Below are 14,622 nucleotides of genomic sequence, written 5' to 3'. Positions count from 1 at the left end.
GCACAATCCTCGGCATCTCTCAACTGAACGTCCAGATCTTGGAGGACCTCCATGGCGACCCGCTCGCAGAAGGCGGCCGTGCTGCTCGCCGGTGCGCTGACCCTCGCCGCCTGCGGTAGCGGCGGCACGTCGTCGCAGGCCCCCGCGGACGGCGGCGGTGGCGGCAAGACGCTCGTCATCGACACGTCCTTCGACCTGAAGACCGCCGACCCCGGCCGCACGTACGAGCCGACCGGCCTGATCGTCGGCAAGGCCGTCTACGAGACGCTGCTCACCTTCGACGGCGCCGACGTGACCAAGCCGGTGCCCGCGCTCGCCGAGTCGTACGAGCTGAGCGAGGACGGCAAGACGCTGACGCTGAAGCTCAAGCAGGGCTCGACCTTCGCCGACGGCTCGCCGGTCACCGCCGACGACGTGGTGTTCTCGCTGACCCGGGTGCGTGACATGAAGGGCACCCCGTCGTTCCTGCTGGACGGCGTCGAGGTGGCCAAGACCGACGACACGACGATCACGCTGACGTCGAAGGCGGCCAACCCGGCGCTGCCGTACATCCTGCCGAACCCGGCGCTCGGCATCCTCAACAGCAAGCTCGCCAAGGAGCACGGCGCGACCGCGGACGCCCAGGACAAGGCCGAGCAGTGGCTGAACTCCAGCTCCGCCGGGTCGGGCCCGTACACCATCGAGTCGTTCAACGTCAGCAGCCAGGTCACGCTCAAGGCGAACCCCAAGTACTACGGGACCAAGCCGACCTACGACAAGGTCGTGCTGCGCAACGTCGAGGCCTCCACGCAGAAGCTGAACGTCCAGCGCGGCGACAGCCAGATCGCGCTCAACCTGTCCGGCGACCAGGTCACCGGCATGCCCTCGACGCTGCAGGTGAAGAAGACCGCCTCGGCGAACGTGCTGTTCCTGCTGGCCAACCAGGACTCCTCGATCAGCAAGACCACGCCGAACCCCAAGTTCGTCGAGGCCGTGCGCAAGGGCGTCGACTACGCGGGCCTGCTGGAGCTGGCCGGCGAGGGCGCCACGCAGGCGCCGGGCATCATCCCGTCGCAGCTGCTCGGCGCGCTGCCGCCGGAGCAGGCCCCCAAGCGGGACGTCGAGGGCGCCAAGGCGGCGCTCGCCGCGAGCGGCCTGTCGAACCCCACGGTGAAGCTGGAGTACCCGAGCGAGCTGACCGTGAACGGCCTGTCGTTCCAGCCGCTCGCCGAGCGCATCCAGGCCAACCTCAAGGAGGTCGGCATCACGGTGGACCTGCAGCCCGCGCCGGTGACGACCGCGCTCGACAACTACCGCAACGGCAAGGAGGAGATGGGCCTGTGGTACTGGGGCCCTGACTACCCGGACCCGAGCGACTACCTCGCCTTCCTGCCCGGCAAGACGGTCGGCCTGCGCGCCGGCTGGAAGGAAGGCGCGGCCAAGGAGATCGAGGCCGCCGGCGTGAAGGCCGCCGAGGCGGTCGGCGACGAGGCCCGCAAGAGCGCCTACGCCGACATGCAGAACAAGCTCAACGCGGCCGGCCCGTTCGTCCCGCTCATCCAGGCGAGCCAGAACATCGTGACCGCCGCGTCGGTGACCGGGCTGGAGTACCACCCGGTGTGGACGGTCGACGTCGCCGACCTCGGCGCGAAGTAGATGAAGCCGGACGCGACGCGCGAGCGGACCGGGCGGCGGGTGCCCCCGCTCGCCCGGTTCCTCGTGCGCCGGGTGCTGCTCGCCGTGCTCATGGCCTGGGGCATCACGCTCGTCACGTTCGTGCTGACGAACCTGGTGCCCGGCGACCCCGTGGCGGCCAACCTGGGCCAGCGGGCGCTCGGCGACCCGGCCATCGTGGCGCAGTGGCGGGCCGAGCACGGCCTGGACAAGCCGCTCTGGCAGCAGTACCTCCTGCACCTGCAGGGCCTGCTGCACGGCGACTTCGGCACCAGCCAGCAGAGCCACCGGCCGGTCGCCGCCGACCTCGCCGAGTTCGTGCCGGCGACGCTGGAGCTGGCCGGCGCGGCCATCCTGGTGTCGCTGGTGCTGGGCGTGGCCTTCGGCGTGGTCGCCGCGCTGCGCAGGGACCGCCTCGCCGACCACACGCTGCGCGTGGTCAGCCTCATCGGCATCTCGGTGCCGACGTTCTGGCTGGCGCTGATGGCGTTCTACGTGTTCTTCTACCGCCTGCAGATCACGCCCGGCAGCGGCCGGGTGGACGTGGCGCTCGGCTCGGCCCCGCCGGTGACCGGGCTGCAGACGGTGGACGCGCTGCTCGCCGGCCGGTGGGACATCTTCGCCTCCGCCGCCGGGCACCTGGTCACCCCCGCCCTGGTGCTGGCGCTCTACACGATCGGCCTGCTCACCCGCTTCACCCGCTCGGCGGTGCTGGAGGTGCTGGGACAGGACTACGTGCGGGCCGCGCGCGCGAAGGGCCTGCCCGGCCGGGTGATCCTCTTCCGTTACGTGCTGCGCTCGGCCCTGGTGCCGATCATCACGGTGGCGGGCCTCGCCTTCGGCTCCCTGCTGTCCGGCACGGTGCTGGTCGAGGCGATCTTCGCCTGGCCCGGCATCGGCCAGTACGCGTACAAGAGCGCGACCACCCTCGACCTGCCCGCCGTCATGGGCGTCGGCCTGGTCGTGGGCGTCGTTTACCTGGCCATCAACCTGGTCGTGGACGTCCTGTACGGCGTCATCGACCCCCGAGTGAGGTTGCAATGAGACGCGCGAGCCTCCTCGCGAGGCTGCCCGAGGCGTGGCGGCAGCCGCTGGCCGTCAGCGGCGCGGTGCTGGCCGCGATCTGGCTGGTCGTGGTGCTGGCCGCGCCGCTGCTGGCCCCGCACGACCCGCTCGCCCAGGACCTGCCCAGGCTGGCCCCGCCGGGACCCGGGCACTGGTTCGGCACCGACCAGCTCGGCCGCGACATCCTCAGCCGCGTCCTCTACGGGGCGCGGGTGTCGATCCCGCTGACGCTGCTGCTGGTGGTGCTGTCGGTGGCGATCGGCGGCCTGCTGGGCGCCTGCGCGGGCTACTTCGGCCGCTGGGCCGACGAGACGATCATGCGGGTGGCGGACCTGGTGTTCGCGTTCCCGACGGTGATCCTCGCCATGGTGGTGGCGGCCGCGCTCGGCGCGAGCCTCGCCAACGCGGTGCTGGCGGTGCTCGTCGTCGCCTGGCCCTCCTACGCCCGCGTCACGCGCGGGCTGGTGCTGGGGATCCGCGAGCGGGAGTTCGTGCTGAGCGGGCGGTTGCTGGGCTTCTCGGTGTGGCGCTCGCTGCGGGTGGACGTGCTGCCGAACATCACCGGCCCCGTGCTGGTGCTGGCCACCCTGGACATCGGCACGGCGCTGCTGCTGCTGTCGGGCCTGTCGTTCCTGGGGCTCGGCGCCAAGCCGCCGTCCCCTGAGTGGGGGGCGATGGTGGCCTCCGGCGTCGAGGTGTTCGACAGCTGGTGGGTGGCGACGTTCCCCGGACTGGCGATCCTGACGGTGGTGCTGGCGTTCAACTTCCTCGGCGACACCCTGCGTGACGCGCTCGACCCGCGTACCGCTCGTGCGATCAAGGAGCGTGCGCTGTGACGGCACTCGACATCGCCGGGCTGAAGGTGACGATCGGCGGGCGGGACGTGCTGCGCGGCGTGGACCTGCGGCTGGAGCCCGGCAAGGTGCACGGCCTGGCCGGCGAGAGCGGGTCGGGCAAGACCATGACGGGCCTCGCGGTGCTGGGGCTGCTGCCGCACGGCTCGCGCGCCACCGGGGCGATCCGGCTCGGCGGGCGCGACCTGCTGACGCTGCCGCCCAAGGAGCTCAACAAGGTACGCGGCGGCGAGGTGGCCATGGTCTTCCAGGACCCGGCCACCAGCCTGCACCCCATGCTGACCGTCGGCCGGCAGCTCACCGAGCACATGCGCCACCACCTCGGGCTCGGCAAGGCCGAGGCGCGGGCGCGGGCCGTCGAACTGCTCGGCAAGGTACGCATCCCGGGCGCCGAGGAGGCGTACCGGCGCTATCCCCACCAGTTCTCCGGCGGCATGCGGCAGCGCATCGCCATCGCCGTGGCGCTGGCGTGCTCGCCGAAGGTGCTGATCGCCGACGAGCCGACGACCGCGCTCGACGTGACCGTGCAGGCCGGCGTGCTGCGCCTGCTGCGCGGCCTGTGCGAGGAGCTGGGCCTCGCGGTGCTGCTGGTCACCCACGACCTCGGCGTGATGTCGGCGGTCGCCGACGAGGTGAGCGTGATGAAGGACGGCCTGGTCGTGGAGTCCGGGCCGCGCGTCCGGGTGCTGCGCAGGCCGGAGCACCCCTACACCCGGTCCCTGCTGGAGTCCCTGCCCGACGCGGAGGTGCGATGACCACCCAGCCCACGACTGCGCCCACGACAGCTCCCCTGCTGACGGTGGACGACCTGGTCGTCGAGCACCGCACCTCCGGCCGGCCTCCGGTGCGTGCCGTGGCGGGCGCGAGCCTGCGGGTCGGCCCCGGCGAGGTCGTGGGGCTGGTCGGCGAGTCCGGGTGCGGCAAGTCCACGCTGGCGCGGGCGGTGTGCGGGCTCGGCCCGGTCAGCGGCGGGTCGATCACCTTCGAAGGTGAACCGGTCACGCCGCTCGGGCTGCGCCGGCGGCGGCACACCGGCGTCCAGATGGTGTTCCAGGATCCGTACACGTCGCTGAACCCGCGCCGCCGGGTCGGCGACCAGATCGCCGACGGGCTGCGGACCGCGGGGGACACCACCACCTCCCCCGCCGACCTGCTGGAACGGGTGGGGCTGCCGCGCGAGTTCGCGAGCCGGCACCCGCACGAGTTCTCCGGCGGGCAGCGGCAGCGGGTGGCGATCGCGCGGGCGCTGGCCGCCCGGCCGCGGCTGCTGATCGGCGACGAGCCCATCTCGGCGCTGGACGCCTCCGCGCAGGCGCAGGTGGCCAGGCTCATGCGCGACCTCGCCGTGGAGTCGGGCGCGGGGCTGCTGTTCATCAGCCACGACCTGTCCGTGGTGCGGCTGATCGCCGACCGGGTGGCCGTCATGTACCTGGGGCGGATCGTCGAGATCGGACGCACCGAGGAGGTGTGGGCCGAGCCGCGGCACCCGTACACGAAGGCGCTGCTCGCGGCCATCCCGCATCCCGACGGGATGGGCGTGCTGCCCGCGGAGCTGCCCGGCGACGTGCCCGACCCGGCCGCGCCGCCCGCGGGATGCCGCTTCCATCCGCGCTGCCCGCTGGTCATGGACCGGTGCCGGGAGGAGGACCCGGCGTTCGGGCCGGTCGCCTGCTGGCTGCACGAGCCGAAGTGACGCCGCTGCCGGAGGCCGGGCGGGCGGCCAGGCTGGCCGCCGCCCGCGCCGCGATGGCAGCGGCCGGGGTGGACGCCTTAGTGCTGCGGCCCTCGCCGGACTTCCGCTTCCTCGGCGGCCGGGACGGTGCCGGTTTCCTCGTCGTGACGGGGGACACGGCCATGGAGACCGGCGACCCGGCCGCGCTGGTGCCCCCGGGCGCGCGGCGGGTCGGGGTGGACCCGGAGATGCGGGTGCGCGAGCTGTTCGGCATGACGATCGAGGCCGAGCTGGTGCCCGCGTCGGCGGTGCTCGCGCCGCTGCGGCTGCGCAAGGAGCCGCACGAGGTGGCCGCCGTGGAGCGGGCGGCGCTGCGGGCCGAGGAGGTGCTGCGGCAGGCGCGCGAGCTGGCCTGGTTCGGCGCGACCGAGCGGGCGATGGCCGCCCGGCTGCGGCTGCTGGCGCTGGAGTCGGGCTGCGAGGAGGTGCTGGGGCTGCGCGTGGCGGCCGGCGAGCACACGGCCAGGCCCGCGCATCTGCCGGGCGGCCGGGTCATCAACCCCGGGGACGCGCTGGCGGTGTCGGTGTGCGGCCGGTGGGGCGGCTATTGCGCGGAGGTCGCGCGGGTGTTCGCGGTCGCCGAGCCGCCGGAGGACTTCGAGGCCATGTACACGGTGGTGGTGGCCGCCCACCGGGCCGGGCTGGCGGCGGCCGGGCCGGCCGCGCCCGCCCGCGCCGTCGCCCGGGCCGTCGGCGAGGTCATCGACGCCAGCGGCTACGGCCGCTTCGCCGCCGCGCACGCCGGGCGCGGCGTCGGCCTCGGCCCCGAGGAGGGGCCGTGGCTGGGCGAGGACACGCCGCTCTCGGCCGGCATGACGCTCTGCCTGGAGCCGGCGATCTACGTGCCCGACCTGTTCGGCGCCCGGGTGGCGGACGTCGTGGCCTGTACGGACTCCGGGCCGCTGGTGCTGAGCGGCGGGCCGCCGCCGCTCCAGGTGCTCGACCGGTGACGGGGTAGCGCGGATCGCCCGATCCGGGACCAACGGCCTCAAGATCGGGACCCTTCGGCCCAGGTGCGCGCCCGCCCCGATGCCCGAGGCTGGCAGCCATGAGCACCGAGGCACGGAGCAGGTCGCGCGAGCTGCGCGAGGCCCGCGCCGCCGCCGGGCGGCGCAGGAGGAGACGGATCCACCTGGTCGCGATCGGCGGCGGTCTGATCATCGCGGGACTGGTGGTGGCGATCGTGATCGCCCTCGTGAACGCGGCGGGGAGCACGTCCTCCCCCGCCGCGGGGTCCGGCCCGGCCCCGGCCATCGCGACGGCGGGCGGCGCGCTCGCGCTCGGCCGCGCCGACGCGCCGGTGAAACTGGAGGTCTACCTCGACTACATGTGCCCGTTCTGCGGGCGCTTCGAGACGGCCAACGGCGCCGAGGTGACGCGGCTGGTCGAGGCCGGAACCGTACGGCTGGAGCTGCACCCGCTGGCCTTCCTCGACCAGGCGAGCAGCGGCACCCGCTACTCCACGCGGGCCGCGAACGCCGTCGCCACGGTCGCCGACCGCGCGCCGGGGAAGGTCCTGGCGTTCAGCGCGGCCCTGTTCGCTTACCAGCCCGCTGAGGGCGGCAAGGGGCTCACCGACGAGCGGATCGCCGAGCTGGCGCGCGGGGCCGGGGTGCCCGCGGACGTGGTGACCGCCTTCGGGCAGCGGACCTTCGAGGCGTGGGCGGCCACCGCGACGCGGGCAGCGTTCGCGTCGGGCGTCACCGGCACGCCGGCCGTGCGGATCGACGGGAAGGCGTTCCAGGGCGACCTTTACACCGCCGGACCCCTCACCGAGGCGCTGACGGCGGCGGCCCGGTGACCAGCCCCACGATCGGCGTGCTCCCCCGGTTGCACGCGTTGCGGCACTCGAACGGCTGGCTCTACGGCACCATGCTCCTGTCGGCGTGCCTCAGCCTGACCGCGTCGTTCGTGCTGTCGGTGGACGCGCTGCGGCTGGCCGCCGACCCGGCCGCCGACCTGTCCTGCGACATCAACAGCGTGGTGAGCTGCGGCACGGTCGGCAGCTCGTGGCAGGCCCACCTGTTCGGCTTCCCCAACGCCTTCCTCGGGCTGGTCTGCGAGCCGGTCGTCATCACGATCGCGACGGCCGCGCTCGGCGGGGCGCGCTTCCCGCGCTGGTTCATGTGCGCGGCGCAGGTGGTCTACACGCTCGGGCTGGTGTTCGCGTACTGGCTGCTGTCACAGTCGATGTACGTCATCGGCGCGCTGTGCCCGTGGTGCCTGCTGGTGACCGTCTCGACGACGCTCGTCTGGTCCACGCTGACGCACGTGAACATCCGCGACGGCAACCTGTACCTGCCCGCCCGCGCGCAGGGGGCGCTGCGCCGGGCCATCGCCGCCGACCTCGACGCGCTGGCCGTGACGATCTGGCTCCTCGCGCTGGCGCTGCTGATCGTGCTGAGGTACGGGCCCGCCCTGTTCGCCTGACCCGGCTCGGCTACGCTGGTTCGCGGTCGATCACATGGGGGTGGCGGTGGACCAGTTCGTGCTGCTCATGCTGGTGTTGCTGGGCGCGCTGATCACCGTCCCGCTCGGCGACCGGCTGGGGCTGCCCGCCCCCGTGCTGATGACCCTGCTCGGCATCCTCATGGCGATCCTGCCCTTCGTGCCCAACGTGAACGTGCCGCCCGGCATCGTCCTGCCCCTGCTGCTGCCGCCGCTGCTGTACGCGGCCTCGCGGGGCACGTCGTGGCGGCAGTTCGCGGCCCAGTGGCGGCCGATCTTCCTGCTGGCCGTGGCGCTGGTGTTCGTGACGACGGCGGTGGTGGCGGCGGTCGCGCACGCCCTCGTGCCCGGCCTGCCGCTGGCCGCGGCCGTGGCGCTCGGGGCGCTGGTCGCGCCGCCCGACCCGGTCGCCGCGACGGCGGTGGCCGGCCGGCTCGGGCTGCCCCGGCGCATGGTGGCGCTGCTGGAGGGCGAGGGCCTGTTCAACGACGTGACCGCCATCGTGCTCTACCACGTGGCGATCGCAGCCGCCGTGACCGGCACCTTCTCCTGGCCGGGGGCGCTGGCGGAGTTCGCGCTGTCGGCGGTGGTGGCCGTGCTGGTGGGGCTCGGGCTCGGCTGGCTGAGCTCGAAGCTGATGGACCTGCTCGGCGACGCGACGCTGCAGGTGGGGCTGTCGCTGCTGGTGCCGTTCATCAGCTACGCGCTGGCCGACGAGCTGCACGGCTCCGGTGTGCTGGCCGTGCTGACCAGCGCCTTCTTCCTCGCCGACCGGACCATCGACGCCGACGACGTGATGGGCAGGTTCGCCGCCCGTACGTTCTGGCAGGTCGTGGAGACGCTGGTGACGGGCGTGGCGTTCGGGCTGATCGGGCTGGAGCTGCACACCGTGCTCGGCATCGAGGCGGACCGGCTCGGCCCGCTGCTCGGCTGGAGCGCCGCCGTCGTGGCGGCCGTGGTGCTGGTCCGGCTGCTGTGGCTGCTGCCGGCGGCCTGGGTGGCGAAGAAGACGGAGGGGCGGCGGCACGAGGACAGCGAGATCCCGCTGAGCTGGCGCGAGACCGTCGTCATGTGGTGGGCGGGCATGCGCGGGGTGGCGTCGGTGGCGCTCGCGCTGGCCATCCCGCTCACGCTGGCCGACGGCAGGCCGTTCCCCGAGCGGTCGGCGATCGTGTTCATCTCGTTCGCGGTCATCCTGGTCACGCTCGTCGTGCAGGGGCTGACGCTGCCGTGGCTGGTGTCGCGGCTCGGCGTCCAGGCCGACACCGCGGCCGAGCGGGAGCTGGAGAAACGGCTTGCGCACGCCGCGGCCAAGGCGGCCAAGCGGCGGCTGCGGGAGATCGACGAGGCCGAGGACCTTCCCGAGGACGTGCTGGAGCAGCTCAACCGGCGCATGCTGGGGTTCGGGCCGCGGATCAGCCCGGAGGCGGGCGAGGAGGAGCGGCGGGAGGCGTACGAGGCGCGGGCGCAGCGCGTCCGGCTGGTCCGCCGGGTGCAGGGCGAGATGTTGTCGGCCGCCCGCCAGGAGGTGCTGGAGGCCCGCCGCGACCCGCGCGCCGATCCGGCCGTGGTGTCGCGGGTGCTGCGCAGGCTCGACGTGTGGAGCCTGCGTTAGACGTGACCGTGTGTCACCGGCCGTTCCGAAGGGTAGTCAATCCTCATGTTGCGCATCGGCACCTGGAGGTCGGCCGGCACCGCCGACCTCGTCGCCTGCGGGTGGCGCGACAGCGGCCCCGGCCCGTCGGAGCCGGGCATCAAGCTCATCTTCTCGGTCGGCGGCCAGGTGCCGCACTTCCCGGGGCTGCGCGCCGGCACCCGGGTCGCCCGGGGGGCCGAGGAGATCGCCGGGCAGCTCTTCCGGGGCATGGACGTCGTGCTCATCGAGCCGGGCTCCTGCCCGGCCGCACCGGTGATGGCGGCCGGGATGTGGCACTACGGCTGGACGGGCGACGACCTCGGCGCCCTCGCCGGGGCGGCGGTGGCGGGGCTGGCGCTGGCCGCGCAGCCGGGCCCGTGCGCGGTCGAGATCGGCCGCGACGGCCGCAGCTCGCTCGACGGCCACGTGACGGCCGCCGCGGTGCGGGCGGCGCTCGCCGACCGCTTCGCCGGCGGCCGCTACCGCACCCCGCAGGTGACGGTGCCGCTCGACGCGGTCCGCCTCAGCCAGGAGGCCCCGCGCCGGGTCCGCATCGCGCCCATGGCGTAACGTCGCCATGAAAGCCCAGGTGGGCTGGTTCCGCGCGGAAGGGGCGGCTGCGGGTGTTCGAGGTCAGGGAGCTGCGGGAGATCGCGGAGTTCGAGCGGGTCGACGCGCTGTTCGAGGCCATCTGGCGGTTCGGGCCGGGAGCTCCGCCGGTCACGGTGGAGCTGATGCGGGCGCTGACGCACGCCGGCGGGTACGCCGCCGGCGCGTTCGACGGCGAGCGGCTGGTGGGGGCGTCGGTCGGGTTCCTCGCGGCGGGGGCCGCGCTGCACTCGCACGTCACCGGCACGGTCGCGCCCGGCGCGGGGCACGCGCTCAAGCTGCACCAGCGGCGCTGGGCCGCCGAGCACGGGCTGGAGCGCGTCACCTGGACCTACGACCCCCTCGTACGCCGCAACGCCCACTTCAACCTGGCCAAGCTGGGGGCGCGGCCGATCGCGTACCTGCCGGACTTCTACGGCGTCATGGCCGACGCGATCAACCGCGGCGACGAGTCCGACCGGCTGCTGACCGAGTGGCCCGTCCAGGATTCCCCCGCCCCGGCCCGTGACACGGGGGACGCGGTGGTGGCGCTGGCCGACGAGGGCGGGCGGCCCGTCACCGGGTCCGCGGACGCCGATACGGTGCTGGTGGCGGTGCCGGCCGACATCGAGCGGCTGCGCGGCGCCGACCCGGGCGCCGCCAAGTCCTGGCGGCACGCGGTGCGCGAGGTGCTCGGCGGGCTCATGGCCGAGGGCCGCGCCGTGACCGGGTTCCGCGGCAGGACCTACTACGTTGTGGAGAGAGCGTGAAGATCACTGGAGTCGAGCTGCGGCGCATCGCGATGCCGCTGGTGGCGCCGTTCCGTACCTCGTTCGGCACCGAGACCTCCCGCGACGTCCTGCTGGTGCGGGTCGTGACGCCGGAGGCCGAGGGCTGGGGCGAGTGCGTGGCCATGTCCGACCCGCTCTACTCCCCCGAGTACGTCGACGGCGCCGCCGACGTGATCCGCCGCTTCCTGCTGCCCGCCCTGCCGGCGAACCTGGACGCCAACGCCGTCGGCCGCGCCCTCCATCCGATCAAGGGGCACCGCATGGCCAAGGCGGCCCTGGAGACCGCCGTGCTCGACGCGCAGCTCAGGGCGTCGGGCGAGTCGTTCGCCGGGTTCCTCGGCGCGTCCCGCACGCGGGTGCCGTGCGGGGTGTCGGTCGGCATCATGGACACGATCCCGAGGCTGCTCGACGCCGTCGCGGGCTACCTGGACGAGGGTTATGTCCGGATCAAGCTGAAGATCGAGCCCGGCTGGGACGTCGAGCCGGTGCGCGCGGTGCGCGAGCGCTTCGGCGACGACGTGCTGCTCCAGGTCGACGCCAACGCCGCCTACACCCTGGCCGACGCGCCCCGCCTGGCCAAGCTGGACGCCTTCGACCTGCTGCTCATCGAGCAGCCCCTCGCCAACGACGACCTGGTGCAGCACGCCAGGCTGGCCCGCCGGCTGCGCACGCCGATCTGCCTGGACGAGTCGATCGAGTCGGCCGAGCACGCCGCCGCCGCGATCGAGCTCGGCTCGTGCTCGATCGTCAACATCAAGCCGGGCCGACTCGGCGGCTACCTGGAGGCGCGGCGGGTGCACGACCTGTGCCGGGCGCACGGGGTCGCGGTGTGGTGCGGCGGCATGCTGGAGACCGGCCTCGGCCGGGCGGCGAACGTGGCGCTCGCCGCGCTGCCGGGCTTCACGCTGCCGGGCGACACCTCCGGGTCGCGGCGCTACTTCGCGACCGACGTGACCGAGCCGTTCGAGCTGGTGGACGGGCACCTGGAGGTGCCGGCCGGGCCGGGTCTCGGCGTCGAGCCGCTGCCGGAGGTGCTGAAGGAGGTCACCACCTCCACCGAGTGGATCGCCCGCTGAGCGCTCAGGCCGTCCTGGGGGTGGCGCGGGCGCCGAAGTGCACGTACGGGGAGCCGTCCGGCAGCTCGTAGAAGACGGCGGACACCCAGGCGGGTCCGCCGCGCGGCCGGCCGACGAAGGTCACCTCGTCCACGGCCACCAGGTCGAACTCCTCGGGCTCGGCCAGGTCGGCCAGCTCCCCCGTGGTCTCCAGGCGCAGCCGCAGGCCGCCGTCGCGGGCGGTCACCGTCATGCGGTGGCCGGTCCGCTCGTACACGCCGGCGTGGCGGGCGGCGTCCACCTCGACCGGCGTGGCGGGCGGTTCGGGCGCGGGCGGCACCGTGAGGCCGTCGAGCTGGGCGAACAGCTCCGTCGCGACGGCCCGGGTGAACGCGCCGGAGTGGCCGCCGTTGGCGGTGACGCACACGATCGTGCCGGTGCCGGGGACGGCCCAGAGCATGGCGTGCTGGCCGATCGTGTTGCCGCCGTGGGAGATCACCCGGTGGCCGTCCCACTCGTCGAGGACCCAGCCGATCCCCCACTGGCGGCCCAGCGTGTGCGGGTTGGGGATGTCCACCTGCGGCTCCCGCATCGCGGCCGGGTCGGCGAGCAGACCGCCCTCCAGGTGGGCTCGGGCGAAGGCGACGACGTCGGCGGGCCGGGCGCAGATGAGCCCGGCCGGGCCCATCGCCCGCATCAGGCCCCAGCGCGGGGCGGGCGCGCCGCCGTCGAGATGGCCGGTCGCGGCGCGGAAGCGGAGCACGTCCTCGGGCAGCGTCCAGGTGTGGGTGAGGCCGAGCGGCTCGGCGAGCTCCTCCCTGACCAGGTCGTCCCAGCGCTTGCCGGTCAGCCGCTCCAGCATCCGGCCGGCGATCACGAACCCGGCGTTGCAGTAGGACTGGGTGCCGCCGAGCGGGTGGTTCTGGGGCAGGTCGGCGCAGGCGGCGACGTACTTCGCCACGCAGTCGTCGCCGCGGCCGGTGTCGAGGAACAGGTCGCCGTCGATGCCGCTGGTGTGGGTGAGCAGGTGGCGGACGGTGACCGCCGCGCTGACCTCCTCGTCGGCCACCCGGAAGTCCGGCAGCACCTCGCGCACCGGGGTGTCCAGGGTGAGCCGGCCGCGCTCGGCCTGCAGCATGAGCAGGGTCGCGGTCCACACCTTGGTGATCGAGCCGATCTGGAAGAGCGAGTCGGGGGTCGCCTCGACGCCGGTGGCGGCGTTGAGCGTGCCGGCCGCGAGCTCGGTCAGCTCGCCGCGGTGCAGAAAGGCCAGCGCCGACCCGGGCACCTCGTACGCGGCGATCAGTTCAGCGAGCCTGCTGCGGTCCATGACGTCGGCCACGCGGGGGTCCTCTCCTCGGGGGAATAATGCGTTGCGGTCACGTGCTGATCACCGCACCATGGTCCTCATGTTCCCGCACGTTCGCCCCGTGACGCCCGCACTGCCGGGCGCCTGCGAGCGTGCCCGCGGCGGCCTGGAGCGCTGACCTCTTCCCGTGAGTCCCGAGGTGACCCGGCGGGGGGAGGTCGTCAGCCCCTTCGGACGGGTCACACACCACACCGGGCAGTCGAGGAAGGAACCATGGCCAAGCAGGCCTACGTACGCAACAAGCCGCATCTCAACATCGGCACGATGGGGCACGTCGACCACGGCAAGACCACGCTGACCGCGGCCATCACGAAGGTGCTGGCCGAGCGGGGGCAGGCGACGTACACGCCGTTCGAGCGGATCGACCGCACCCCGGAGGAGGCATCCAGGGGCATCACGATCAACATCTCGCACGTCGAGTACGAGACCGACACCCGCCACTACGCCCATGTGGACATGCCGGGCCACGCCGACTACGTGAAGAACATGATCACGGGGGCGGCGCAGCTCGACGGCGCGATCCTCGTCGTGTCCGCGCACGACGGCATCATGCCGCAGACCCGCGAGCACGTGCTGCTGGCCCGGCGGGTCGGTGTCGAGCACCTGGTCGTGGCCGTCAACAAGGCCGACGGCGCCGACCCGGAGCTCACCGACCTGGTCGAGCTGGAGCTGCAGGACCTGCTGGCCGCGCACGGCTACCGTGACGTGCCGATGGTCCGGGTGTCCGGGCTGCGGGCGCTGGAGGGCGACCCGGTCTGGACCGCCTCCGTGGAGGCGCTGCTCCGGGCCGTGGACGAGCACATCCCCGTGCCGGTCCGGTACGTGGACGCGCCGTTCCTCATGCCGGTCGAGAACGTGCTGACGGTCACCGGCCGCGGCACGGTCGTCACCGGCGCCATCGAGCGCGGCTCGGTGCGGGTCGGCGACACGGTCGAGGCCGTCGGGTTCGGTGACGGGTTCACGGCGGTCGTGACGGGCGTCGAGACGTTCGGCAAGACGATGGAGCGGGGCGAGGCCGGCGACAACGCGGCCGTGCTGCTGCGCGGGGTCCGCCGCGAGCAGGTGCGGCGCGGCATGGTGCTGGCCGAGCCGGGCAGCCAGCGCGAGCGTACGTCGTTCCGCGCCCGCGTCTACCTCCTGACGCCGGAGGAGGGCGGGCGGCGGCGGCCGATCGCCTCCGGGTACCGGCCGCAGTTCTACCTGCGGACCACGGACGTGCCCGGCGAGCTGCTCCTGGACGGGCCCGCCGAGCCGGGCGAGACCGTCGAGGTCGCGGTCGAGCTGGGCCGGCCGGTCGCGCTGGAGCCGGGGCTCGGGTTCGCCGTCCGCGAGGGCGGGCTGACGGTCGGCGCGGGCACGATCCTCGCCGTCTGACTCCCCCTGGGTGCTGGGGCCGGGTCCCGCCGTTCATGGCGGGGCCCGGCCCCCTGG

14 protein-coding genes are annotated in these 14,622 nt (G+C 73.9%); 13 read left to right on the top strand and 1 reads right to left on the bottom strand.

Annotation, left to right across the window (positions count from 1 at the left end; translation table 11 throughout):
- The first annotated feature begins 51 nt into the window (after positions 1-51).
- The 12 genes from AC27IY_RS14305 to menC all read left to right on the top strand — a co-directional run bounded on the left by AC27IY_RS14305 (position 52) and on the right by menC (position 11,843).
- Positions 52-1,635: an ABC transporter substrate-binding protein gene (locus AC27IY_RS14305; protein WP_487178230.1), complete on the top strand. Its 1,584-nt coding sequence runs from the start codon at positions 52-54 to the stop codon at positions 1,633-1,635.
- The gene (locus AC27IY_RS14300; protein WP_344206048.1) at positions 1,636-2,697 is read left to right on the top strand and encodes an ABC transporter permease; all 1,062 of its coding nucleotides are present in this window, start codon (positions 1,636-1,638) and stop codon (positions 2,695-2,697) included.
- Positions 2,694-3,554, top strand: a complete 861-nt coding sequence (locus AC27IY_RS14295; RefSeq protein ID WP_344206046.1) for an ABC transporter permease — start codon at positions 2,694-2,696, stop codon at positions 3,552-3,554. The genes AC27IY_RS14300 and AC27IY_RS14295 overlap by 4 nt, the downstream gene beginning before the upstream one ends.
- A complete protein-coding gene (locus AC27IY_RS14290) occupies positions 3,551-4,327 on the top strand; it encodes an ABC transporter ATP-binding protein (RefSeq protein WP_487178229.1) in 777 nt (258 codons plus the stop codon). Before AC27IY_RS14295 ends, AC27IY_RS14290 begins: the two co-directional genes overlap by 4 nt.
- The gene (locus AC27IY_RS14285) at positions 4,324-5,265 is read left to right on the top strand and encodes an ABC transporter ATP-binding protein (protein WP_487178228.1); all 942 of its coding nucleotides are present in this window, start codon (positions 4,324-4,326) and stop codon (positions 5,263-5,265) included. Before AC27IY_RS14290 ends, AC27IY_RS14285 begins: the two co-directional genes overlap by 4 nt.
- On the top strand, positions 5,262-6,254 hold the full coding sequence (locus tag AC27IY_RS14280; RefSeq protein WP_487178227.1) for a M24 family metallopeptidase: 993 nt from the start codon (positions 5,262-5,264) through the stop codon (positions 6,252-6,254). The genes AC27IY_RS14285 and AC27IY_RS14280 overlap by 4 nt, the downstream gene beginning before the upstream one ends.
- Positions 6,255-6,352: 98 nt before the next feature.
- On the top strand, positions 6,353-7,105 hold the full coding sequence (locus AC27IY_RS14275; protein WP_487178226.1) for a DsbA family protein: 753 nt from the start codon (positions 6,353-6,355) through the stop codon (positions 7,103-7,105).
- A complete protein-coding gene (locus tag AC27IY_RS14270; protein ID WP_487178225.1) occupies positions 7,102-7,734 on the top strand; it encodes a vitamin K epoxide reductase family protein in 633 nt (210 codons plus the stop codon). The genes AC27IY_RS14275 and AC27IY_RS14270 overlap by 4 nt, the downstream gene beginning before the upstream one ends.
- Before the next feature lie 46 nt (positions 7,735-7,780).
- On the top strand, positions 7,781-9,367 hold the full coding sequence (locus AC27IY_RS14265; RefSeq protein ID WP_423447455.1) for a Na+/H+ antiporter: 1,587 nt from the start codon (positions 7,781-7,783) through the stop codon (positions 9,365-9,367).
- 45 nt (positions 9,368-9,412) lie between these two features.
- The gene (locus AC27IY_RS14260; RefSeq protein ID WP_329578763.1) at positions 9,413-9,958 is read left to right on the top strand and encodes an acyclic terpene utilization AtuA family protein; all 546 of its coding nucleotides are present in this window, start codon (positions 9,413-9,415) and stop codon (positions 9,956-9,958) included.
- 53 nt (positions 9,959-10,011) lie between these two features.
- The gene (locus tag AC27IY_RS14255; protein WP_487178224.1) at positions 10,012-10,746 is read left to right on the top strand and encodes a GNAT family N-acetyltransferase; all 735 of its coding nucleotides are present in this window, start codon (positions 10,012-10,014) and stop codon (positions 10,744-10,746) included.
- A complete protein-coding gene (menC, locus tag AC27IY_RS14250) occupies positions 10,743-11,843 on the top strand; it encodes an o-succinylbenzoate synthase (protein WP_449954352.1) in 1,101 nt (366 codons plus the stop codon). Before AC27IY_RS14255 ends, menC begins: the two co-directional genes overlap by 4 nt.
- Positions 11,844-11,847: 4 nt before the next feature.
- On the opposite strand, the gene AC27IY_RS14245 is transcribed toward menC, so the two are convergent.
- Positions 11,848-13,164, bottom strand: coding sequence for a serine hydrolase domain-containing protein (locus tag AC27IY_RS14245; RefSeq protein ID WP_487178223.1), 1,317 nt, complete (start codon positions 13,162-13,164; stop codon positions 11,848-11,850).
- A gap of 240 nt (positions 13,165-13,404) precedes the next feature.
- On the opposite strand from AC27IY_RS14245, the gene tuf reads away from it, so the two are divergent.
- On the top strand, positions 13,405-14,565 hold the full coding sequence (tuf, locus tag AC27IY_RS14240; RefSeq protein ID WP_364456301.1) for an elongation factor Tu: 1,161 nt from the start codon (positions 13,405-13,407) through the stop codon (positions 14,563-14,565).
- Positions 14,566-14,622 lie beyond the last annotated feature (57 nt).

The organism is Nonomuraea sp. B208, assembly GCF_057536035.1.
This window is presented reverse-complemented; position numbering and strand designations above follow the sequence as displayed.

Bases quoted from the DNA above. Each gene is read 5' to 3' on its own strand.
- AC27IY_RS14295 (WP_344206046.1), top strand. From the start codon at position 2,694: ATGAGACGCGCGAGCCTCCTCGCGAGGCTGCCCGAGGCGTGGCGGCAG.
- AC27IY_RS14300 (WP_344206048.1), top strand. From the start codon at position 1,636: ATGAAGCCGGACGCGACGCGCGAGCGGACCGGGCGGCGGGTGCCCCCG.
- AC27IY_RS14285 (WP_487178228.1), top strand. From the start codon at position 4,324: ATGACCACCCAGCCCACGACTGCGCCCACGACAGCTCCCCTGCTGACG.
- AC27IY_RS14260 (WP_329578763.1), top strand. From the start codon at position 9,413: ATGTTGCGCATCGGCACCTGGAGGTCGGCCGGCACCGCCGACCTCGTC.
- tuf (WP_364456301.1), top strand. From the start codon at position 13,405: ATGGCCAAGCAGGCCTACGTACGCAACAAGCCGCATCTCAACATCGGC.
- AC27IY_RS14305 (WP_487178230.1), top strand. From the start codon at position 52: ATGGCGACCCGCTCGCAGAAGGCGGCCGTGCTGCTCGCCGGTGCGCTG.
- AC27IY_RS14275 (WP_487178226.1), top strand. From the start codon at position 6,353: ATGAGCACCGAGGCACGGAGCAGGTCGCGCGAGCTGCGCGAGGCCCGC.